General features: G+C 48.0%; 20 protein-coding genes. 9 read left to right on the top strand and 11 right to left on the bottom strand.

The genetic code is table 11. The features are described from left to right. The first annotated feature begins 12 nt into the window (after nucleotides 1-12). The 5 genes from B160_RS0111445 (at nucleotide 13) to B160_RS0111465 (ending at nucleotide 8,182) form a co-directional block, all read left to right on the top strand. Entirely contained in the window at nucleotides 13-825 is an 813-nt protein-coding gene (locus tag B160_RS0111445) for a glycogen/starch synthase (protein WP_018628052.1), read from the top strand. Between the two features lie 35 nt (nucleotides 826-860). Beyond that, complete coding sequence (locus B160_RS0111450; protein ID WP_018628053.1) at nucleotides 861-2,402, top strand: DUF4270 domain-containing protein; 1,542 nt, start codon at nucleotides 861-863, stop codon at nucleotides 2,400-2,402. 88 nt (nucleotides 2,403-2,490) lie between these two features. Further along, nucleotides 2,491-3,744 carry a methionine adenosyltransferase gene (gene metK / locus B160_RS0111455; protein WP_018628054.1) on the top strand — a complete coding sequence of 418 codons (1,254 nt, stop codon included), beginning with the start codon at nucleotides 2,491-2,493 and terminating at the stop codon, nucleotides 3,742-3,744. Between the two features lie 393 nt (nucleotides 3,745-4,137). After that, nucleotides 4,138-6,762: a DNA gyrase subunit A gene (gene gyrA / locus B160_RS0111460; RefSeq protein WP_018628055.1), complete on the top strand. Its 2,625-nt coding sequence runs from the start codon at nucleotides 4,138-4,140 to the stop codon at nucleotides 6,760-6,762. A gap of 106 nt (nucleotides 6,763-6,868) precedes the next feature. Then, nucleotides 6,869-8,182, top strand: coding sequence for a hypothetical protein (locus B160_RS0111465; RefSeq protein ID WP_157558018.1), 1,314 nt, complete (start codon nucleotides 6,869-6,871; stop codon nucleotides 8,180-8,182). A 470-nt stretch (nucleotides 8,183-8,652) separates the two neighbouring features. On the opposite strand, the gene B160_RS31630 is transcribed toward B160_RS0111465, so the two are convergent. The 9 genes from B160_RS31630 to B160_RS0111535 all read right to left on the bottom strand — a co-directional run bounded on the left by B160_RS31630 (nucleotide 8,653) and on the right by B160_RS0111535 (nucleotide 16,962). After that, nucleotides 8,653-8,859: a hypothetical protein gene (locus B160_RS31630; protein WP_018628059.1), complete on the bottom strand. Its 207-nt coding sequence runs from the start codon at nucleotides 8,857-8,859 to the stop codon at nucleotides 8,653-8,655. Nucleotides 8,860-9,016: 157 nt separating this feature from the next. Further along, the gene (locus B160_RS0111490; RefSeq protein ID WP_018628060.1) at nucleotides 9,017-9,484 is read right to left on the bottom strand and encodes an RrF2 family transcriptional regulator; all 468 of its coding nucleotides are present in this window, start codon (nucleotides 9,482-9,484) and stop codon (nucleotides 9,017-9,019) included. 44 nt (nucleotides 9,485-9,528) lie between these two features. Then, complete coding sequence (locus tag B160_RS0111495; protein ID WP_018628061.1) at nucleotides 9,529-9,846, bottom strand: SUF system Fe-S cluster assembly protein; 318 nt, start codon at nucleotides 9,844-9,846, stop codon at nucleotides 9,529-9,531. Nucleotides 9,847-9,889: 43 nt separating this feature from the next. Beyond that, complete coding sequence (locus B160_RS0111500) at nucleotides 9,890-10,327, bottom strand: SufE family protein (RefSeq protein WP_018628062.1); 438 nt, start codon at nucleotides 10,325-10,327, stop codon at nucleotides 9,890-9,892. A gap of 486 nt (nucleotides 10,328-10,813) precedes the next feature. Continuing rightward, nucleotides 10,814-12,073 (bottom strand): cysteine desulfurase, encoded by a 1,260-nt coding sequence (locus tag B160_RS0111510; protein WP_018628064.1) that lies wholly within the window; start codon nucleotides 12,071-12,073, stop codon nucleotides 10,814-10,816. Nucleotides 12,074-12,128: 55 nt separating this feature from the next. Continuing rightward, nucleotides 12,129-13,433, bottom strand: a complete 1,305-nt coding sequence (sufD, locus tag B160_RS0111515) for a Fe-S cluster assembly protein SufD (RefSeq protein ID WP_018628065.1) — start codon at nucleotides 13,431-13,433, stop codon at nucleotides 12,129-12,131. Nucleotides 13,434-13,549: 116 nt separating this feature from the next. Next, entirely contained in the window at nucleotides 13,550-14,299 is a 750-nt protein-coding gene (sufC, locus tag B160_RS0111520; protein ID WP_018628066.1) for a Fe-S cluster assembly ATPase SufC, read from the bottom strand. A gap of 374 nt (nucleotides 14,300-14,673) precedes the next feature. Then, nucleotides 14,674-16,155: a Fe-S cluster assembly protein SufB gene (gene sufB, locus B160_RS0111530; protein ID WP_018628068.1), complete on the bottom strand. Its 1,482-nt coding sequence runs from the start codon at nucleotides 16,153-16,155 to the stop codon at nucleotides 14,674-14,676. Nucleotides 16,156-16,458: 303 nt separating this feature from the next. Continuing rightward, nucleotides 16,459-16,962, bottom strand: coding sequence for a hypothetical protein (locus B160_RS0111535; RefSeq protein ID WP_026309712.1), 504 nt, complete (start codon nucleotides 16,960-16,962; stop codon nucleotides 16,459-16,461). Between the two features lie 438 nt (nucleotides 16,963-17,400). On the opposite strand from B160_RS0111535, the gene B160_RS0111540 reads away from it, so the two are divergent. Together B160_RS0111540 and B160_RS0111545 are read left to right on the top strand one after the other, a co-directional pair. Then, nucleotides 17,401-17,967, top strand: coding sequence for an NfeD family protein (locus B160_RS0111540; RefSeq protein ID WP_018628070.1), 567 nt, complete (start codon nucleotides 17,401-17,403; stop codon nucleotides 17,965-17,967). 16 nt (nucleotides 17,968-17,983) lie between these two features. Beyond that, nucleotides 17,984-19,510 carry a flotillin family protein gene (locus B160_RS0111545; protein WP_018628071.1) on the top strand — a complete coding sequence of 509 codons (1,527 nt, stop codon included), beginning with the start codon at nucleotides 17,984-17,986 and terminating at the stop codon, nucleotides 19,508-19,510. 64 nt (nucleotides 19,511-19,574) lie between these two features. On the opposite strand, the gene B160_RS0111550 is transcribed toward B160_RS0111545, so the two are convergent. Together B160_RS0111550 and B160_RS30605 are read right to left on the bottom strand one after the other, a co-directional pair. Next, nucleotides 19,575-20,180, bottom strand: coding sequence for a DNA-3-methyladenine glycosylase family protein (locus B160_RS0111550; protein ID WP_018628072.1), 606 nt, complete (start codon nucleotides 20,178-20,180; stop codon nucleotides 19,575-19,577). A gap of 27 nt (nucleotides 20,181-20,207) precedes the next feature. Beyond that, complete coding sequence (locus B160_RS30605; RefSeq protein WP_018628073.1) at nucleotides 20,208-20,357, bottom strand: hypothetical protein; 150 nt, start codon at nucleotides 20,355-20,357, stop codon at nucleotides 20,208-20,210. On the opposite strand from B160_RS30605, the gene B160_RS31965 reads away from it, so the two are divergent. Continuing rightward, the gene (locus B160_RS31965; protein WP_018628074.1) at nucleotides 20,356-20,730 is read left to right on the top strand and encodes a metallophosphoesterase family protein; all 375 of its coding nucleotides are present in this window, start codon (nucleotides 20,356-20,358) and stop codon (nucleotides 20,728-20,730) included. The two genes, B160_RS30605 and B160_RS31965, sit on opposite strands and share 2 nt — an antisense overlap. A gap of 387 nt (nucleotides 20,731-21,117) precedes the next feature. Next, nucleotides 21,118-21,930 carry an MbnP family protein gene (locus B160_RS0111565; protein WP_026309713.1) on the top strand — a complete coding sequence of 271 codons (813 nt, stop codon included), beginning with the start codon at nucleotides 21,118-21,120 and terminating at the stop codon, nucleotides 21,928-21,930. Nucleotides 21,931-21,934: the final 4 nt, after the last annotated feature.

Consider the following 21,934-nt stretch of genomic DNA (forward strand, 5'->3'; position numbering starts at 1 on the left):
AGTTTGTAAAACATGTCAGCAAAGAAAAGAATTTTATTTATAGCCAATGAAATGTCGCCCTATCTTGAATTGACAGAATTCTCCGAAACAGTTAACAAACTTGCGATAAAGGCCAATGACAACGCTTTTGAAGTGCGTTGTATCATGCCCCGTTTTGGCAGTATTAATGAGCGCCGGCACCGCCTGCATGAGGTAGTACGGCTTTCGGGAATCAATGTAACGGTAGATAATGATGACATGCCCCTACAAATAAAGGTGGCTTCTTTGCCCAGCGCCCGTTTGCAGGTCTATTTTTTGGAAAATGAAGAGCTGTTCAAACGGAAAACGCTTTTTCATGATGAAAACGACCAGTGGTTTGAAGACAATGACCTGAGAACGGTTTTTTATTGTAAAGGTGCCCTGGAAACAGTGAAAAAATTCGGATGGTCGCCGGACATCATACACTGCAGCGGATGGATGACCGGGCTGATCCCCGCCTATCTGAAAACAGTATACAAAAAAGAACCCGTATTTGCCCACAGCAAAATTGTGTACACCATCGGGGAAACCACTTTTAAAGAAAAGCTGGGGAAAGGATTTATACAAAAAGCGCTGATCCACCCTTCCTTGAAGGAAAAGGACCTGGAAGTGTACAAAGAGGGAACCAACATCGCGCTCATGAGAGGCGGCGCTACCTTCTCTGATGCCATTAGCTTCGGCTCACCGGATGTGGACAAAAAACTGGTTACCGAGTTCTCAAAAGTCCGGGGAAAAAAGACCCTGTTGTTTAAAGAAGATTCTGATTTAACAGAGTATTTACAACTGTATCACGATCTTGCGAGCTGATGAATCTATTACGCTTATTAAATTCGATATTTTTTGTGAAAAAAACGCATTTTTTTGCACTGGGTCTGTTCCTCCTGGCTTCAGGATTCATTGTTTCCTGCAGCAAGATCAATCTGGCCACAGAACTGGGGCAGGATCTGATCCCGGAGGTGGACAATATTCATACCTTTGATACCACCCTTGAAGTAGAAGCATTTAACGGGTTGTTTACTGCAGCAAACGACAGCTTCCGGGCTTCATACACGTTTCCGCAGCTGCTGGGCGTGATCAACAATGATCCGATCTTTGGAAAAACCAATGCCCGGCTCTATTTCCAGGTGAGTCCCAATACAAAAACACCGTTCAAGAATGCGCCTTCAAAGCTCGTCCTCGATTCGGTGATACTGGTACTCAATCATACATTTACTTATGGAGATACGGCATTGCCGCAAACGATCAATGTGTCTGAAATAGACCCGGCAAACGATTTCCAGGGAGATACGTCTTACCTGCTGTCCCGGAGCATGACCACCGCCGGGCTGCTGGGCTCAAGAACAGTGACCCCGTTTACCCTGAAGGATTCAATAACCGTTATAGATTTCGAAAGCGGTACACCCGATACGGTTAAGGTTGCCGATCAGTTGCGTATCCGGCTGGATGATGCTTTTGGGCAACGCCTGCTGGCCTACGATACTATCGGGGCCAACGACGGCTATTCTACGGATTCTGTATTCCGGTCGAAATTCAAAGGATTTGCACTGGAATCTGCGGGTGCCGGCAACGCACTGCTGGGCTTTAGCCTGAAGGATGCACAGCTGCAGGTATTTTACCGGTATGAGAACAAGACCACATCCGGAGATATGGACACGGCTACCAGCGTCTTTAATTTCATCAAGGCCTCCAGCAAGACTTATACCGGCAATGAGAACGGCTCTGCCAATAACATTACGCGCGACTACAGCGGCACCGAGATTGCTGCTACCAGCGGGGATGAAACAGCGGATCCATTTGTGTATATCGACAATACCCCCGGAACCTATGCCACCTTGAAAATACCCGGACTGGCAACCTTTCCAAACTCGGTGATCCACCTGGCAGAACTGCAGATGGAATCTGTTTTTGACAATTCCGATTCAGTGTTTGGTGCCCCGCGCAATGTGTTCCTGGATGTGTACGACTCCACCGATCAGAAATTCAAGCTGGTTCCTTATGTTTTTGGACTGAGTTACTCCGGCGGGTATGCTATTACCAATTTTCCGGCGTTTTACAGTGTGAATGATCCCAGCAATACGGACCAGACCTATTACTTTAAAAAGGATCCGATGGGCAATATCGTACGGCAATGGCGTTTCAATATCACGGGTTACGCACAAAAGATCGCTGTAAAGAAAGTACCCTTATTCAACTTCAGGCTGTATGCGCCGGCCGCTGTAGGACTGCCTCTGGGTGACCGGGATCCCGTAACCGGAACCACGTTGTTCAGCGTTCCGCAATCCGGTACCTTCTTTGGGTTATCGGGCGCGGGCAGGGTGCGGATAGGCGGCGGTAACCATCCAAGTCAGAAAATGAAGCTGCGGATCGTCTATTCAAAGCTTTAATCTACAATTGATATTTTTTATTTAAATACGAACGGGTGCTATATTTGCACCCGTAATTTTAATTATTCCTTAATAACCCAAATCGTTTATGCCGTATTTATTTACTTCCGAAAGTGTTTCTGAAGGACACCCGGATAAAGTAGCAGACCAGATCTCTGATGCGCTTATTGATAACTTTTTAGCATTTGATCCGCAGTCGAAAGTTGCGTGTGAAACACTGGTAACCACCGGGCAGGTTGTTTTAGCCGGGGAAGTAAAATCAAAGGCATACCTGGATGTACAGGAGATCGCAAGAGGGGTGGTAAGCAAGATCGGATATACCAAAAGCGAGTATATGTTCGAGGCCCGTTCCTGTGGTGTACTGTCGGCGATCCATGAGCAATCTTCGGATATCAACCAGGGCGTGGTGCGTCAGAAGAAGGAAGATCAGGGCGCCGGCGATCAGGGAATGATGTTTGGTTACGCCACCAATGAAACATCCAATTACATGCCGCTGGCCCTGGACCTGGCGCATACCCTGCTCATTGAGCTGGCCGCCATCCGCCGCGAAAATAAAAAGATCCCTTACCTGCGTCCGGACTCCAAAAGCCAGGTAACACTGGAATATGACGACAATAACAAACCGGTGCGCATAGAGGCCATTGTGATCTCTACCCAGCACGATGACTTTGATACAGAGGCAAAGATGCAGGCAACGATCAGCAAAGATATCCGGGAGATCCTGATCCCCCGCGTCATCAAAAAATACCCGCAGTACAAGCACCTCTTCAACAACAAGATCAAATATCACATCAATCCTACGGGGAATTTCGTGATCGGCGGACCGCACGGCGATACCGGCCTTACCGGAAGGAAGATCATTGTGGATACATACGGTGGCAAGGGCGCTCACGGCGGTGGTGCTTTTAGCGGTAAAGATCCCAGCAAGGTAGACCGTTCTGCAGCCTATGCCACCCGGCATATTGCCAAAAACCTGGTTGCTGCCGGTGTGTGCGATGAAGTGTTGGTGCAGGTTTCCTATGCCATTGGTGTGGCGCAACCTACCAGCATCAATGTAAATACTTACGGTACTGCAAAAGTCGACATGAGTGATGGCCAGATCAGCAAAGTGGTGGAAACCATTTTTGATATGCGGCCCTACTTTATTGAACAACGGCTGAAGCTCCGGAACCCGATCTATAGTGAAACAGCCGCTTATGGGCATATGGGCAGGGAGAACCGCGTTGTAGAAAAAACGTTTGTTGCCCCCGATGGTAAAAAGGTGAACAAAAAAGTGGAGCTGTTTACCTGGGAAAAGCTGGACTATGTATCCAAAGTAAAAAAAGCATTCGGTCTGAAATAGAAATAATCCGGATCAAAAGATCTGCAAAAGCTGCTCTTTTAGAGTGGCTTTTTTTATTGTTCAGGGTTGGGGCGGTTTAAAGTTTCATGTCCCGGTTGAACGTTAGACCCGGTTTTATATCCAATGCACCCGGCTGCTCGTTTAGAGTTGCATTTTCACTTTTAACCGGGTACCAGGCTGAGGGCCCCGGGGTTTAAAGTATAAGTGGAAAGCCGAATGATTGTGCATATCGGATGTTCCCCGAAGACCTGGGACACGCTCCCGGACTTTCGGGGTCCAAATTCCCAAATTTCCTGCAAAAAACCCGCCCTCAGAAGCACAAATACGGCCCGGAAAAGTTAAATTTGCATATAGTGTATTTTGCACTAATTAGAATGATTTAGAATATATTAGATGGAAGAAAATTTAGATCCGCAAGCAACACAGGACGGCAATCGCATCATCCCCGTAAATATAGAAGAGCAGATGAAAACGGCCTACATCGACTACTCGATGTCGGTGATCGTTGGTAGGGCGTTACCCGATGTCCGGGACGGTTTAAAACCGGTGCACCGGCGCATCCTTTATGCCATGAATGAATTGAGCCTCCGGTCCAACCGCCCGCACCGGAAATCGGCGCTTGTGGTGGGTGAGGTGCTGGGTAAGTACCACCCGCACGGTGATAGTTCCGTATATGACGCCATGGTGCGGATGGCCCAGGACTGGAGCATGCGCTATACGATGGTAAACGGGCAGGGTAACTTTGGTACCCAGGATGGCGACGGGCCGGCAGCCATGCGTTATACGGAGGTAAAGCTGGAGAGCATTGCGGAACATATGCTGGACGATATTGAGAAAGAAACGGTGGATTTTCAGCCCAACTATGACGATTCGCGTACAGAGCCGGTGGTGCTGCCTACAAGGATCCCGCAGCTGCTGATCAACGGATCCAGCGGTATTGCCGTTGGGATGGCAACCAATGTAATGCCGCACAATCTTTCCGAAGTGATCGACGGCTGTGTGGCATACATCCAGAATAAAGAAATTACCATTGACGAACTGATGCAGCACGTAAAGGCCCCCGATTTTCCAACAGGAGGGATCATTTACGGCATGGAAGGCATCCGGGCGGGAATGCATACCGGCCGCGGCCGCGTGGTACTGAGAGGGAAAGTGCGGGTGGATACCAAGCCCAGCGGACGGGAGCAGATCGTGATCTCCGAAGTGCCTTACCAGGTGAACCGGGATGCGCTTACCAGCCGCATCGGGGACCTGGTCAACAACAAGATCATTGATGGCATTGCGCACGTAAATAATGAATCCAATAAAAAAGAAGGCACCCGTATCGTGATCGACCTGAAGCGGGACGCCATCGCCAACGTGGTGATCAACCAGCTGTATAAGAACACCGACCTGCAGACCTCTTACGGGATCAATAATGTGGCCATTGCCCATGGCCGCCCCAAGATCCTGAACCTGAAGGACCTGATCAGTGAGTTTGTGGCCTTCCGGCACGATGTGGTGGTGCGGCGCACAAAATTTGAGCTGAAAGAGGCAGAAAAGCGCGCCCATATCTTACAGGGCTACCTGATCGCCCTGGATCATCTGGACGAAGTGATCCGTCTGATCCGGAACTCACCCACACCGGAAGTGGCAAAAGATAACCTGATCAATGCCGGATGGGGGCTTGATGAGATCCAGGCAAAGGCCATCCTGGAACTGCGTCTACAGCGGCTTACCGGGATGGAACGGGAGAAGATCAAAGAGGAGTTTGATGAACTGATGAAGCTGATCACCCACCTGAAGGAGGTGCTGGCCAACGAAACGCTGCGTTATGACATCATTACAACGGAGCTGCAGGAAATAAAAGATAAATTCGGCGATGCCCGCAAAACAGAGATCACCTATCTGAATGACGAGGTGTCCATAAAAGACCTGATCAAAGAGGAAGATGTGGTCATCACCATCTCGCATCTGAGCTATATCAAGCGGACCCCGGTTGACGAGTTCCGCGCCCAACGGAGAGGCGGAAGGGGTGTGATCGGCGGCAAAACCAGGGAGGAGGACTTTATCGAGCATTTGTTTGTGGCATCTACCCACCATACGCTTTTATTCTTTACCGAAAAAGGAAGATGCTACTGGCTGAACGTATATGAGATCCCGGAGGGGGAAAAGACCGGTAAAGGAAGAGCCATTCAGAACCTGATGCAGCTACCGCCCGATGATAAGATCCGTGCGATCATTGATGTAAAGGATCTTAAAAATGAAGAATTTGTTCGCAGTCACAATATTGTACTGTGTACACAGAAAGGGATCATTAAAAAAACAGCGCTGGAAGATTTCAGCCGTCCGCGCCAGACAGGAGTGAATGCGATCACGATCAATGAAGGCGACCGCCTGCTGGAAGCCCGCCTTACGGACGGGAATTCGGAGATCATGATGGCGGTAAAAAGCGGCCGCGCCATCCGTTTTTCCGAATCAAAAGTACGGCCTACTGGTCGCGGTGCTATCGGAGTTGCGGGGATCGAGGTAGATGATGAGCATGATGAAGTGGTCGGCATGATCTGCCTGGCCACCGATGATCCGAAATCCGTGCTGGTTGTGAGCGAGAAGGGTTATGGGAAGCGTACAAAAGTAGATGAATACCGCTTTACCAACCGTGGTGGAAAAGGGGTAAAGACCATTAATGTGACCGATAAAACAGGAGCGCTCGTAGGCCTGCTGGATGTGGATGAAACCCAGGACCTGCTGATCACCTGCAAAAGCGGAATCACGATCCGGATGCGGGTGCGCGACATCAGCGAGCTGGGCCGGGCCACACAGGGGGTAAAACTGATCCGTTTGGAGGAAGACGATCAGATCGCTGCGATCAGCCAGGTGGAGGAACAGGAAATGAACGGAGAGCAGGAAGAAACCGGTGAAGATGCCGCACAAAATACAGGGGAGGAAAAAACGGAAAAAGATGTAACTTCAGACGGCGATGCGGCCGGTGCCCCGGATGAAGAAAAAAATAATAACGAAGCAACATCAGAAAATTAATGCTTTAACGTTATAACTTCGGAACGAAAATTGCGTCTCAGTAATGATAACAGTCGAACTGCAGAGACGTTAAAAGTTTGCAATTCAAAAAAAACTTAAAAAGAATATGATGAAGAAAACGACACTTTTTGCTGCCATATTGCTGTTAGGATCAGCAGCATATGCGCAAAAATATGAAGGAATTAAAGGCGCGTTGCTGATCAACAACATTCCGGAAGCACATAAGCTTTATGACAAGGAATCTGCCAATGAAAAGTTCTTTTCAAAGCCTGAGGGATATATTATTAAATCGTATATCCTGGCGTTTGACGCGTTAGACAGCGCAAAAGTGGCAGATGCAGACAAGAACCGGGAAGCGGCGCTTGAAGCCTTTAAGAAGTATAAAGAAGCGGACCCGACGATGAAGGACCTGGATACATATAAGAACGCACCTTACCAGTTGTATGCTTCTTATTTTAACAGCGGCGTGGCAGACATCAATGCCAAAAAATATGAAGCAGCTTATGCCAAATTCAAAAATGTGGTGGAGCTTTCGGATCTGCTGATCGAAAAGAAGATCAACCTGCCCGGTCCCATTGATACCAACGCCATTTATTATGCAGGGGTGTTGGCCGAAACCAACAAACAGATGGATGATGCTGTAAAGTACAACACCCGCCTGGCCGACCGGAAAATTACCGGGCAAAACTATGAGCAGGTGTACCAGAGCCTGGTACGGTACTATGCGGGCAAAAATGATGATGCCAATTTTGAAAAATACCGGCAGTTGGGTAAGGAACTATACCCGCAAAGCGAATTCTTCAACTACAATAAGCTGGATTTTGCGATCGGAAGCAGCAACAATTTTGACGAAAAGGTAGCCAACCTGGAAAAGATAATAGCGGCCACCCCGGATGACTATAAGGCCAACCTGGCCCTGGGAGAAGCGATCTTTGAGAAGCTGAACAGGGCCAAAGAAGGAGAGGAAAAACCAGCCAATGCTGCGGAGCTGGAAACAAAGATGCTGGCGGCTCTTAAGAAAGCGGCATCGGTAAATGCCAATGAACTGCAACCGACTTTATTGATGGGCGATCATTATATGAACAAAGCAGGCATCAAGGAAGAGGCAATGCGCAATGCGGAAAAGGAAATGGATAGCAAGGGCGCAAAAGTAACGGCAGCCGACAAGCAAAAATATGCCGATGCCAAAAAAGCCTATGTAGCTGAGTATGCATTGGCGGCCGAGCATTTTGAAAAAGCGGCCGAGGTACTGGGCAAACTCCCGCAGCTCGACAATGTGCAGAAACGTCAATACCGGGTAATTGCCGGGAACCTGGCACAGTACTACTTCTTCATCGGACAGGACGCCACCGGCGCCACCAAGACAAAGTACAGTGCCCTGGAGAAAAAATATGATACGCTTTATAAAAGCATGAAATAACCGTAATGTACGTACAAGATATGAACGGCTGTGGATTACCACAGCCGTTTTATTTTCCGGTCATTAAGGACATTGATCAGCGCGCGGACCATGATTTGTGGTCTTCATCAATCATTGAAGGGATACACATTTTAATAAAATGAATACCGGTCCATTATGATAATTCCTGCGCCCTGCAGATCTCCGCGTCTTTGCAGGAATCCCGAAATAAGCCTTTGGCACCATGATCCTCCGCGTATTCTATGCGCAACTTTGTGTCGTTAGGAAAATAGCCACAGAAGCGCTGAAAATCATTGCATATTCCCGAACCTGCCGGTGGCGGCGGGCACCGTGTGCGCTACTCCTTTGCACCGCTGCGCGAAATAAACATTTCTGCAACCGTATTTACAAGAAACAGATGCATAAAAAAAACCGCCCCGGTTGGACCGGAGCGGCGGTTAATAACCTTTTGCTAAAAAAGAATAACTAAATTATTTTTTAGTTGTATCAGCTGCAGGAGCTTGAGAAGCTGTATCTTGACCAACAGGAGCTACTGTAGTATCAGGAGCCGGAGCCGGAGCAGGAGTTACATCTGTAGTAGTGTCCGCACCCGGTGTAGTTTCTTCGGGTTTTGTTTCAGAACTGTTACAAGCTGCAAAAGAAACCGCGATCAAAGCAATTGCAAATAATTTTTTCATTGTTTGTTTTTTTAATTTTAAAATTATAATTTGATATTAATACCGGTTTTTAAAAAAGGTAACCGTTCCAATAAAAAAATATCAGCAACGCAACTATTTGATTATAAATATTTTAAACATTCATTCAAAAAAAATATCCGGAACCGCCGAAAAAAGATCACAAAACGGGGTTTTGCCGCACCAGGCTGTTGAATTTCACCGAAGACGCTTCTTCTTTCTCGATCAGGTCGCTAAGGGTTATTTGCACCAGCAGCTTATCAATGGTTAATTGCAGTATTTGCCAAAGCGACCGGGCTGAGCAATCCACCGAATTGGTGCAGAACCGCATATTGCCCTTATGCGCACCACAGAAGCTGGTATCGAACAACACCCCTCCCAGGGCTTCCAGCACGTCTTTTATGACCACTTCGCCGGCGGGGCGGGCAAGGATATAGCCACCCTTATTACCCGGGGTACTGCGTATAAAATTGGCCATACGCAGGGTGCGGGCAATTTTAGCGGCATAATGCGTTGTCAACCCCTCGGCTTCGCTGAGCTGGGGAATGCTTAATCCTTCTTCATCCTTGCATGAGGCCAGGCGGATCAAGATTCTTAAGCCATATTCTTCCTGTGCGGTAATTTTCATTACAAGTATCTCCCGGATTTTTTGTTCCTGTTTTTAATGTTTTTTTATAAAAATCCCAATTCCAATTGGGCCGCCTCACTCATCATGCTTTTGTTCCAGGGCGGGTCCCAGGTAATGGTAACCTCCACATCACTGACTCCGTCAATGGCGCGCACTTTCTGGTCTACCTCCACGGGCAAGGTCTGCGCCGCCGGGCAGGAAGGAGCGGTAAGGGTCATCAGTATTTTTACATAATCATTGTTAAGTACTTCAACCTTATACACGAGCCCCAGTTCAAATATATTTACCGGGATCTCCGGATCATAAATGGTCTGTAGCTCCCTGATTACTTTTTCTTCAATGGTATCTGTATCCGGTTCCATTTTCTTTTGTTTAATGTTTGTGCCCAATGCCTAATGTTAAATATCAAGCATTAAACCTTAGACTTTTGAATGCCAGCGCATAATGCTTCATTTGTTTTACCATCGCCCGCAACCCGTTCGAGCGGGTCTGTGCCAGGTGGCTGGTCATGCCGATCTTATTGATAAAATCCATATCCGCGTTTAAGATCTCATCCGGCGTATGACCGGAGAGTACGCGGATGAGCATACTGATCAGCCCCTTTACGATGATCGCATCGCTTTCTGCCTTATAAATTATTTTACCATCCTGGTAATCTGCCACCAGCCATACGGTAGACTGACAGCCCTTTACCTTGTTCTCCTCTTTTTTAAACACCTCGTCCAGCGGCGGCAACCGCTTTCCAAGGTCAATAATATATTCGTATTTATCATCCCAGGAATCAAAAAGCGAAAATTCGTCCACGATCTCAGCTTCTATTTCCTGTATTGTTTTTGTTGTCATGAGTGTCATCTTTTTGTCCTTAATCAATCCATGCGGCCCTGGATCCGCGGTTCCGTCCGTTAACAACGTTGTATCCAAGCGAGACCCGCTTCCTGTTTTCGCCTCTTTCAATCGTGTAGTAAACGTCTAACACAACCCAACTGTTCACCTCCCGTCCGTTGAATCCACCGGGCTTCCAAAAACAGGCTGACGCTTTTATCGCGCGGATCAGCGCAGTTTTAAAAAGGGGGTTCGGAGTTTCAACCGCCAGGTTGCTCATTACAGCGTTGCTGCCTAAAATAAACCGGACCCTGGCCGTATCCGTGAAGCCCCGTTTTTCCCCTGAACTTCGGAGGTATTTCTGTTTTTGTAAAAACCGCGTTGAGCGCATAACTCCTCTTTGAATAACAGACGGAAGAATCGGCATTGCTTACAGCCTGTGCATGGAAAACTTCCGGTAGTAAAAGAAGCAGCAAACAGATCATATATACCGGGAAGTTCATCGTACTATCTCAAAATTTTTATTGCTTTTTTCAATGCTTCCGCAAAGAGATCTATTTCAGCCAGCGTGTTGTACACCGCAAAAGAAGCGCGGATGGTTCCGGGAATGCAAAAGCGGCTCATGAGCGGTTCTGCACAATGATGCCCGGTCCGCACCGCAATGCCTTTATTGTCCAGCAAAATGCCTATATCCTGGGGATGCACGCCGTCGATCACAAAGGAAAGCACACTGGCCTTTTGTTCTGCTTCACCAATGATCTTTACCCCTTCTGTTTCTTTTATTTTCTCTGTAGCATAGGAGAGGAGCGCATCTTCGTGCGCACGGATCTTTTCCTTGCCTAGCTTGTTTATGTATTCAATAGCGGGCTTAAATGCCACAAAGTCTGCAATATTGGGTGTACCCGCTTCAAATTTGTACGGGAGCTCATTGTAGGTCGTTTTCTCAAACGTTACCTCTTTGATCATTTCGCCACCACCAAGGAATACCGGCATTTCTTCCAGCAGGCTGCTTTTTCCGTATAAAATGCCCGCTCCGGTGGGGCCCAGCATTTTATGTGCCGACAGTGCAAAAAAATCGCAATCCAGATCCTGCACATCAATATCCAGGTGCATGGAAGACTGGGCGCCATCGATCAGTACCACGGCACCTTTTGCGTGCGCCGCGTCGATGATCGCTTTAACCGGGTTGATGGTGCCCAGGGCATTGGATACATGCACTACAGAAACGATCTTTGTCCGTTCGGAAAGTAACTGATGAAAGACCTCCATGTCGAGCTCACCTTTGTCCGTAATCGGTATTACCTTCAGCACGGCATTTTTCTCTTCACAGACAACCTGCCAGGGAACAATATTGGAGTGGTGCTCCATACCGGATATGATCACTTCATCGCCCTCCCTAAGGTGTTTTCTGCCCCAGGTATAGGCTACCAGGTTAAGGCCCTCGGTGGTGCCTTTGGTATAGATGATCTCTTCCCGCTGCGCGGCATTGATGAAGGAGCGTACAACATCGCGGGTAGCCTCAAAGGCAGCGGTAGCCTCTTCTGCAAGCGTATGAATGCCCCGGTGCACATTAGCGTTCAGATGTGTGTAATAGTGCACCAGCGCGTCAATGACCGCCGCTGGCTTCTGGGAGGTGGCCGCATTATCCAAATAGACCAGGGGATGCCCTTTTACCATCCGCTGAAGTACCGGGAAGTCGTTCCTTATTTTTTCAATATCCAATACCTGATTTTCTCCGGTTGCTGCTATCATTGTTTCATTACTCATCACCTGTATTTTTTTATGGAGTTGGATCGATCCCTTCTATTGTCATCTGCATGGCTCAGCCAAGCTTCAGGCTTGCAGTTACCAGTGCATTTACATACTGACGCACATCTTCCGACCCGATCTTTTCCAGCACGTCCAGCGCAAACCCATGTAAAAGGAGTGAACGTGCAGTAGCGTCGGAGATGCCGCGTGCTTTCAGATAAAACAGCGCCTCTTCATCCAGTCGGCCTACGGTACAGCCATGCGAGCACTTTACATCGTCCGCAAAAATTTCCAACTGTGGTTTTGTATTAACGGCTGCGTTCTCAGAAAGTAAAATATTCTTATTGGTCTGATACGCATTTGTTTTCTGCGCGATCTGGCGCACAAATATTTTCCCGTTAAATACGCCGGTGGAGTGGCCGTTCATAATGCCTTTATACAATTCATTGCTGAGGCAATTGGGCTGCCGGTTGTCCACCACCGTGTGATTGTCTACATGAGTATGCCCGTTTTGCAGGTACAGCCCGGAAAGGTTGGCCTCGCAATAGGGGGCAGACATGACCATATTCAGGTTGTTCCGGACCAGCCCCCCGCTTAAAGAGATGGTGACCACATTGGCAACGCTTTTGCCTACCTGGTGTACATGAGTAGTGCTGACGATCGTGGAATTGGCCGCATCATTCTGGATCTTATACAAATGCAGCACCGCATCTTCTTCTACCGCTATTTCAAATACCTGGTTGGTAAAACTTTCATCAGCGCCCATGGTCACAAAGGTTTCCAGGATCTCCACCTGCGCATTTTCGCCCACATGAACCAGCGCCCGTGGCTGGGCAAAGATATTTCCGGAACGGGCGTCCGTTACGTTATAGATATAGACAGGGTGGTTGACCGTTTTCCCCTTTTGTATGTGGATGAATACACCTTCCTGTATAAATGCGGTATTCAGCGCATTGATCCCGTCCCTGTGGTAATCGGCGCTATGCCCCAGGTGCGCTTCCACCACCGGTGCGTACTGGTTGTGCGCTGCGGTTTCCAGCGAGATCACTTCCAGCTCCTCTGAGCGTAACACGGAATGCTCTGCATGATAATGCCCGTTTATGAAAACAATGCTGTTTGCATCTTCATGTCCCGGCAGTAAAAACGGCTGAAGTTCGGCCGCCCGGAACTGCAGTTCCTTCAGATCTGTTGTAAAGTGATAGTCCTTTCCAAAAAAATCATTGATACGGGTATATTTCCACTCTTCATGCTTTACGGTAGGGATGCCGGTTTGTTCAAACTCGTTAAAAGCATCATCACGCAGCGACCGTAGCCGTGAATCCAGCTGTGCTTCCTGTAACTGTTCAAACCGTTCTTTAAAATATGTTATTGTGTCCATTGTTTAATTTGAAAATGTGAGAATGTGGAAAATGCGGAGATGTGGAAAATTTGAAAATGTAAAAGATTACTGATGTGTCAGCGCTCACGTTCTCATATTTTCACGTTCTCACATTATTATACCAGCTCGTTCTTTATAAAATCATAACCTCTTTCTTCCAGCTCGTATGCCAGTTCCTTCGTGCCGGATTTTACAATACGCCCATTGTACAGCACATGTACAAAATCGGGAATGATATAGTCCAGCAGGCGTTGGTAGTGCGTGATCACCAGGATGCCATTTTCCGGGGTACGGAGTTTGTTAACCCCATTGGCTACAATGCGGATGGCATCAATATCCAGGCCCGAATCGGTTTCATCAAGGATGGCCAGTTTGGGTTCCAGCATCGCCATCTGAAAAATTTCATTCCGCTTTTTCTCTCCTCCGGAAAAACCTTCATTCAGCGAGCGGCTCAGCATGGACTGGTCGATCTCTACCAGGGCCATTTTCTCTTTCATCTTCTTTAAAAAGGAAACCGCATCCAGTTCGTCCTGTCCGCGATATTTCCGGATCTCGTTCACTGCGGTTTTCATAAAATTGGTGGTGCTCAGTCCGGGTATTTCAACGGGATACTGAAAGCTGAGGAAAATGCCTTCACCCGCCCGTTCTTCCGGAGCCAGCTCCAGCAGGTCTTTGCCTTCAAAGGTTACGGAGCCTCCGGTAACTTCATAGTCTTCCTTACCCGCCAGTACAGATGCCAATGTACTTTTACCGGAGCCGTTGGGCCCCATGATCGCATGTACTTCGCCCGGTTTAATGTTCAGGTTGATCCCTTTTAATATTTCTCTGTCTTCAATACCTGCGCGGAGGTCTTTAATGCTTAACATTTTTTATTTCTGATTTTTCGTTTATTTCAATTCAAAAATCTGAAGTTTCAGGTTTCAAGTCTGAAGTTCCAGGTTAGACCCCGGACTTGAATTTATTACCCTGGAAACTACTTTTATTATCCATAATTGAACCTGAAGAATCTTTGACCTGTCCTAACAACTTGAAATCGTTCCTAAGATCCGTTTCAACCGAAATTGTGTGAATCTCTCTGCAAATTGCTCTCGCATCTCTCCAGATATCCAGGTCTTCAAAGCGTTTTATGGTCATAGGTTTGACATTTAACTTCAATGTGGTCACTTGCAGCCCTGCACTATATACTTCCAGGAAATCATGTTTCGGCAGAAACCTGAAACTTGAAACTTCAAACCTGGAACTATCCCACCGACCCCTCCAAACTAATTGCCAGGAGCTTTTGAGCTTCCACTGCAAATTCCATGGGCAGCTGATTCATGACCTCTTTTGCAAAACCATTGATGATCAGCGCCACGGCTTTTTCCGTATCGATGCCTCGTTGGTTGCAATAGAAGATCTGGTCTTCCCCGATCTTGGAAGTGGTTGCTTCATGCTCCACCACGCCGGTATTGTTTTTTACTTCAATATAGGGGAACGTGTGTGCCCCGCATTTATCACCCAGCAAAAGGGAATCGCACTGTGAAAAATTACGCGCATTGCTGGCATTCTTGCCCACACGCACCAGGCCCCGGTAGCTGTTCTGGCTCCGGCCTGCAGAGATCCCTTTGGATACGATGCGGCTCCGGGTATTCTTACCGATATGCAGCATCTTGGTTCCGGTATCGGCCTGCTGAAAATTATTGGTCACCGCCACTGAGTAAAATTCACCGGTAGAGTGGTCGCCCTGCAGGATCACACTGGGATATTTCCAGGTGATGGAGGAGCCGGTCTCTACCTGTGTCCAGGAGATCTTTGAATGGGCGCCTTTACAAATACCCCGCTTGGTTACAAAGTTGTAAATGCCCCCTTTTCCTTCTTTGTCGCCGGGATACCAGTTCTGCACGGTTGAGTATTTTACCTCGGCATGGTCCATCGCCACAATTTCCACAATAGCCGCATGCAGCTGGTTCTCATCCCGCATGGGCGCGGTACAGCCCTCGAGGTAGCTGACATAGGAACCTTCTTCAGCAACGATCAATGTGCGTTCAAACTGCCCGGTATTTTCCGCATTGATCCGGAAATAGGTCGAAAGTTCCATTGGGCAGCGTACACCTTTGGGAATATAACAAAAGGAGCCGTCGCTGAAGACCGCCGAGTTCAATGCGGCATAAAAATTATCGGTAACCGGAACCACCGATGCCAGGTATTTGCGTACCAGTTCAGGATGCTCCTGTATGGCTTCGCTGATGGAGCAGAAGATAATCCCCAGTTCGGCCAGCTGTTCTTTAAAAGAAGTACCAATCGAAACACTGTCGATCACTGCGTCCACTGCTACCCCCGAAAGGCGTTTTTGTTCCTCCAGGGAGATCCCCAGTTTTTCGAAGGTTTTGATCAGCTCCGGATCTACTTCATCAAGGTTTTTGGGCTTTATCTTTTGCTTTGGTGCCGCGTAATAGATAATATCCTGGAAATCAATGGTCGGATAGGTAAGGTTGGCCCAATGCGGCGGCTTCATCTTCTGCCATTGTGCAAAGGCTTTCAAACGCCACTCCAGCATCCACTCCGGCTCATTCTTTTTGGCAGAGATAAACCGGATGGTATGCTCATCCAACCCCTTAGGTGCCGATTCCATTTCGATATCTGTCACAAAACCATACTTGTATTCGCTATTTACATGATTTTCAATAACATCCGCTTCTTCGGCTACATTATTGTGCAATAATTGATCTGTTTCCGTACTCATGCTGCAAAAGTACGTTTTTATTTGTACAAAAAAGTATGAATGAGGAAAAATATGAAAGGCAAGCCTTTAGACAGTGGTGAAAGCGGGAATTTACGGCTGTTGTGCGCAGACTGATCACCTGATTCGCACGATTGCAGCATCAGATGTTTAAATTACTGCTGACGTCCAGAAGAAAGCGGCAAGTGGCGATCGGCCATTGCTTTTATAGCAACACCAAAAAACGCAACATAAGAAAGCTGTACTCTAATAAATAAGGCTATCCCAACCGGGATAGCCTCGTTCCTTCAGATAAACCATGAATATTTAAAAAGTGTATCGTGCAGACACACCAGCATTGGGATAAAAACTGTTATAGTAATCGTAAGCTTCGATAACATGAATGGTCGGACGTACATCTGCGGAAACCGCAAGTGGGATATTTTTGAATTTATAGTCCGCACCGGCCGTCGGGTACAATCCGAGGTTGAATCCCTTACGATCATCGTAGTTGGAAAAGGAATTGGATGCGACGAGGCCGCCGCCAATGAACCATTTCAATCCTTCAACCGGTTTAATCGGAAAATGATGCTGGTAGGTGGCCGCCGCCGATGCGTTGAACCACTTGTATCCTGCAACACCATAAGGACGGAAACCGACGTTGATCTCTATTGCAGAGGCATCATTAAAAAAGGTTTTGTAAGCAGCAGAAGCAACATCATAATAACCGCTTCCAAGACGTAAACCAATCGATTGCTTGTAATCGCTTTGGGCAAATAAGGCAGTTGCAGTAAAAGCGAGTGCCACACATAAGGTCATTTTCAATTTCATAATGCAAAAAATTTTTTTGCAAAAGTAAGACACCGGAGCGCTGAAAAAATACCTGTTTTCAGGTAGTTTTAAGAACCGGTTTTTTTTGTAAGGAGATACGGAAAATACCAGAAGTAACAGTGGCAACCATGCAGATCATACCGCCATTTAGCCGCTGGCGGGGGTGAACCTGTCGGTATTGGATAGACCGGCAGTAGGATGTTTTGAATGCCGTTGCCCCGGTGCAGCAGGTTGCGCAGGCAACTACGGTAGGTATCAGTCTGCCGTTAGTTTTGATCGCAGCGTTCAAAAACCAAACCCGTGCATCTGCACCTGTAAATTTATATTGCGGCCGGGGGGGGCGGTGAGTTGGAAAAGAATACGGATTTGAATATATTTGTAGGGAATAGTACTGCTGATGATGATTTTTTATAACGCTGTATCTAATCTATTTAAAATATGAATGCTTTTTTTGAGGGCATGCCCTCGCTGCTCCAGGGTTTCTGGTGGGTTGCCATCATTACGAGTATTGTCTTTTTGATCCAGACCATCCTCACCTTTACCGGCGGACATGGTGCCGATGGGATCAATGCCGATTTTGACGGTGATCTTACCGGCGCAGATGCCCCCTTTCAGATGTTCTCGCTGCGGAACCTGATCAATTTCCTGATGGGCTTTGGCTGGACGGGAGTGGCTTTTTTCCGTACCGTCGAAAGCAAGGCGCTGCTCGTTGCACTGGCGGCATTGGTGGGCATATTTTTTGTCCTGCTTTTCTTCTTTGTGATCCGGCAGATCATGAAACTCACGGAGGACAATACCTTCAACGCGGAACGCCTCATCGGCAGATCCGGGGAGGTGTATCTGACCATTCCCGAAAACAAGAGCGGCGTGGGAAAGATCCAGATCAGCTACAACAACACCAGCCACGAACTGACCGCCGTTACAGAAGGAGAGCGCCTGCTGTCGGGCACCCTCGTAAAGGTACTGGGCATTGAAGACCGTATATTAATTGTTACTAAAATCTGATAAAAACAACCCACTTATGAATTTTGACGGACCATTCATCCTGATCCTTGTAGGCGCATTGATCTTGTTTGTGACGATCGTATCGCTGATCTCCCGGTACAAACGCTGTCCTTCCGACAAGATCCTCGTTATTTATGGTAAAACAGGCGGCAGTTCCGCGCGCTGTGTGCACGGTGGCGGGGCCTTTATCTGGCCGGTGATCCAGGACTTTGCTTATCTCGACCTGAAACCCATTTCTATTGAAGCCAACCTTACCAACGCATTGTCGCGCCAGAACATCCGTGTGGATGTGCCCTGCCGGTTTACCATCGCCATCTCCACCGAGCCGGATAGTATGGGGAATGCGGCAGAGCGTTTGCTGGGACTGAGCCCGGATCAGATACAGGAGCTGGCCAAGGATATCCTGTTTGGGCAGTTGCGCCTGGTGATCGCCACCATGACCATTGAAGAGATCAATTCCGACCGGGATAAATTCCTGGATAATATTTCCAAGAACGTAGACACCGAGTTAAAGAAGATCGGCTTAAAACTGATCAACGTAAACGTTACCGATATTAAGGATGAATCGGGCTATATCGAGGCCCTGGGTAAAGAAGCTGCCGCCAAAGCGATCAATGAGGCCAAGATCAGCGTGGCGGAGCAGGAGAAGATCGGTGAAACAGGGAAGGCCAGTGCCGACCGGGAAAAGGACACGCAGATCGCCGAAACCAACCGCGACCGTGATGTAAAGATCGCCATCACCCAGAAAGATAAAGAGGTCAGCATCGCATCCGCCGGTAAGGATGAAGCCATCGGTAAGGCAGAAGCAGAAAGGGATGCGCGGATCGCTACATCCGAAGCAAACTCCCTCGCTGTAAAAGGAGAGAACGATGCCAAGATCACCATTGCCAATTCGGATGCACTGCGCCGGGAGAAGGAAGCAGAGGCATTGAAGATCGCCGTAACCGCCGAAAAGGTACAGTCGGCCCGTGCATTGGAAGAATCTTATCTTGCTGAGCAAAAAGCAGAGCAGGCCCGTGCCGAAAGAGAGCGGTCGACACAGAACGCCAATATTGTGGTGCCGGCCCAGATCGCGAAACAAAAAGTCATTATTGACGCCGAAGCAGAAGCAGAACGCATCCGGCTGAAAGCAAAAGGGGAGGCGGATGCCATCTTTGCAAAAATGGAAGCAGAAGCAAAGGGCCTTTTTGAGATCCTGACCAAACAGGCCGATGGTTATGATAAAGTGGTAAAAGCCGCCGGGGGCGATTCCACCAATGCCTTCCAGCTGCTGTTGCTGGAGAAACTGCCGGACCTGGTACGCACACAGGTAGAAGCTGTTAAAAATATCAAGATCGATAAAGTAACGGTCTGGGATGGAGGAAACGGAGAGAACGGGAACGGTTCGACTGCCAATTTTGTACAGGGGCTGATGAAATCCGTACCACCGTTGAACGACCTGTTTAACATGGCGGGGCTTAATTTGCCCAGCTATTTAAAGGGAACAGATCCGAAAGAGCCGCAGGCACCACCGGCTGATACTTCCGCCGATCTAAAAGGATAAACGGTGTAAAAGCGCTTCTCAACGGAGCGCTTTTTTATTGCACTTGGACGATACGCGCACAGGCTTAATCCGGGGTCGCATCCAGGTATTGCCAGAGATGCAGGCAGGCATAAGTACGATAAGGTTTCCACGGTTCAGTTATCGAAAGCACGCGGGTCTCAAATTCCTTTTTATTGGTATAAGCAATGTTGTAGAGCTCCCCGACAGCCTTCTGCAGCCCAAAGTCGCCAATAGAAAATACATCTTCCCGCCCCAGGGAAAACATTAGCAGCATTTCCGCCGTCCATTTTCCTACTCCCTTTATCTGGGTGATCAGGCTGATGAATGCTTCATCCGTCAACCGGTGGATCTTTGCATCCGTTAGTTTATGCTCTAAAAAGAAATGACATACGTTTTTTATATAGACGGCCTTTGCGTTTGATAACCCGATGGAGCGCAGGGTATCATGAGGAAGATCGAGGATCTTCTGCGCCGTTGGCCGTTTCCCTTCAAACAGCTCCAGGAAACGGTTACGCAAAACAGCCGCTACTTTTGTGCTCAATTGCTGCCCCATGATGGAGCCGCATAAACGGAGCAATATATTTTGCTGCAGTTGCAGGGAATGCACCCCCTGCTGTTTGATCAGCTTTTTCAAAATCTTATCCTTCGAAAGATGTTTCTGATACGACATAACCTAAAATTAGTCAAAGCCCCGGGGTTATACAATAATGCGGGGGATATTTTCTTCTGCAATGGCCGGATCAGAGCGGCAGAGGGGCGTCATCCATTTTAATGATGATTTTTCTTTTCTCTTTAAACCGGAATCGATAGCTTTGCGCAAAATTTCATCCTTGTTTAAAAGAATCATGGCCTTGTTTTTTTTGACGACGTTTGCAATGCAGACGTTCAGCCAGGCTATCATGATGCTTGATTACAGGATAAACCGGCAGGCCTACGCGAAGAACTGTGTCAACAAGTTCCGCCCCAAAATGCATTGCAACGGGCATTGCCAGCTTATGAAGAAAATACAGGAGGAAGAAAAAAAGAACCAGCAGAATCCGGAAAGAAAACCGGACTTCAAAAATGAGATCACGCTTTTTTCAAAATCCTCTTTTCCGGAACTGCCCTTTATGATACGGAGCACTTCATTTGTTTACTGGCTCATGAATATGGGTGCCGAGATCAAAATGCCCCGCTTCGTTTTTCATCCCCCCGCTGTTCTCCGCAAAGGCATTGCCTGAACTTTAAGCATTGCCGCTTCAGATGATCCGCAACGGATCCTTTCCCTTCTTATTTTCCAGGAGGTGCCGCATCGTTTTTTGGTTTGCATCTGCACGATGGGCCCTCAGAAGATGCATCCTGCCCACAGAATGACTTTACCGGGCGGGCATTTAGATGGACCGCCGGCTTTTCATAAAGCCATGATGCTATGGAAATAGGAAACGGATGTACCCTTTTTCCAGGAACTGCTGCATGATATATTCCGCAGCTTTCTCCCGGATGATTGTTTAACCGGCACCGGGGATGCGTGTCTGAAAAAATATCCACTTCCGGCTGTGCCCGATCAGGACGCCTGGCCGGTACCGTTTTTTTAGATCCGCGCCCGGTGCGCTATTACCTTTTCAAAAATGAAACGACTATACTCTTTTTATACGGCGTTGTTCGCTGCCATCCTGTTACTGGCATCCTGTTCCAAGGATCCGGTGGAACCCTCTTATGATCAAAATGCGCTGGCGCCGTTATCGGTTGAATTTGACAATATCGTTGGTGGCCAAAAGCTTGTTTTAAATACCGGGGCCTACACCAACGCCCTCGGCCAGGAATACAACATACAATTGCTTCAGTATTTTATCAGCAATATCCAGGTAGGAAAAGCGGATGGCACCACCTATACCGTAAACCCGGACAGCAGCTATTTCCTGATCCGGCAGGACGAACCGGGAACCCGGTTTGCCCATGTGCGGGTACCGGAGGGCAATTATACTTCTCTTACATTTACCCTGGGCGTAGACAGTCTGCGCAGCACGATGGAGGTAGGCAAACGTACCGGCGTGCTGGATCCCGGCGCGGGCAGCGGGATGTATTGGGGCTGGAACAGCGGGTACATCTTCTTTAAAATGGAAGGCATTTCCCCGCAGGCCCCTTCGGATCCTACAGGGCAGCATAAATTCCGTTACCACATTGGTGGCTTTGGCGGTTACAGCACGCCCACGATCAATAATATCAAGACCATCAGGATCGATCTTACCAGCCGGGGAATTGCCCAGGTACGTAAAGATCGCTCTGCCAATATCCACCTGATGGCGGATATTTCAAAAGTGCTGAGTGGCTCCACCAATGTAAGTTTTGCCGCCAATCCCCAGGTAATGTTCATCGATTACAGCGTAAACATTGCCAACAACTATGCTGGAATGTTTGTGCACGATCATACTGAAAACTGATCCG

Origin of the sequence: Niabella aurantiaca DSM 17617, assembly GCF_000374125.1 — a bacterium.
GTDB lineage: Bacteria > Bacteroidota > Bacteroidia > Chitinophagales > Chitinophagaceae > Niabella > Niabella aurantiaca.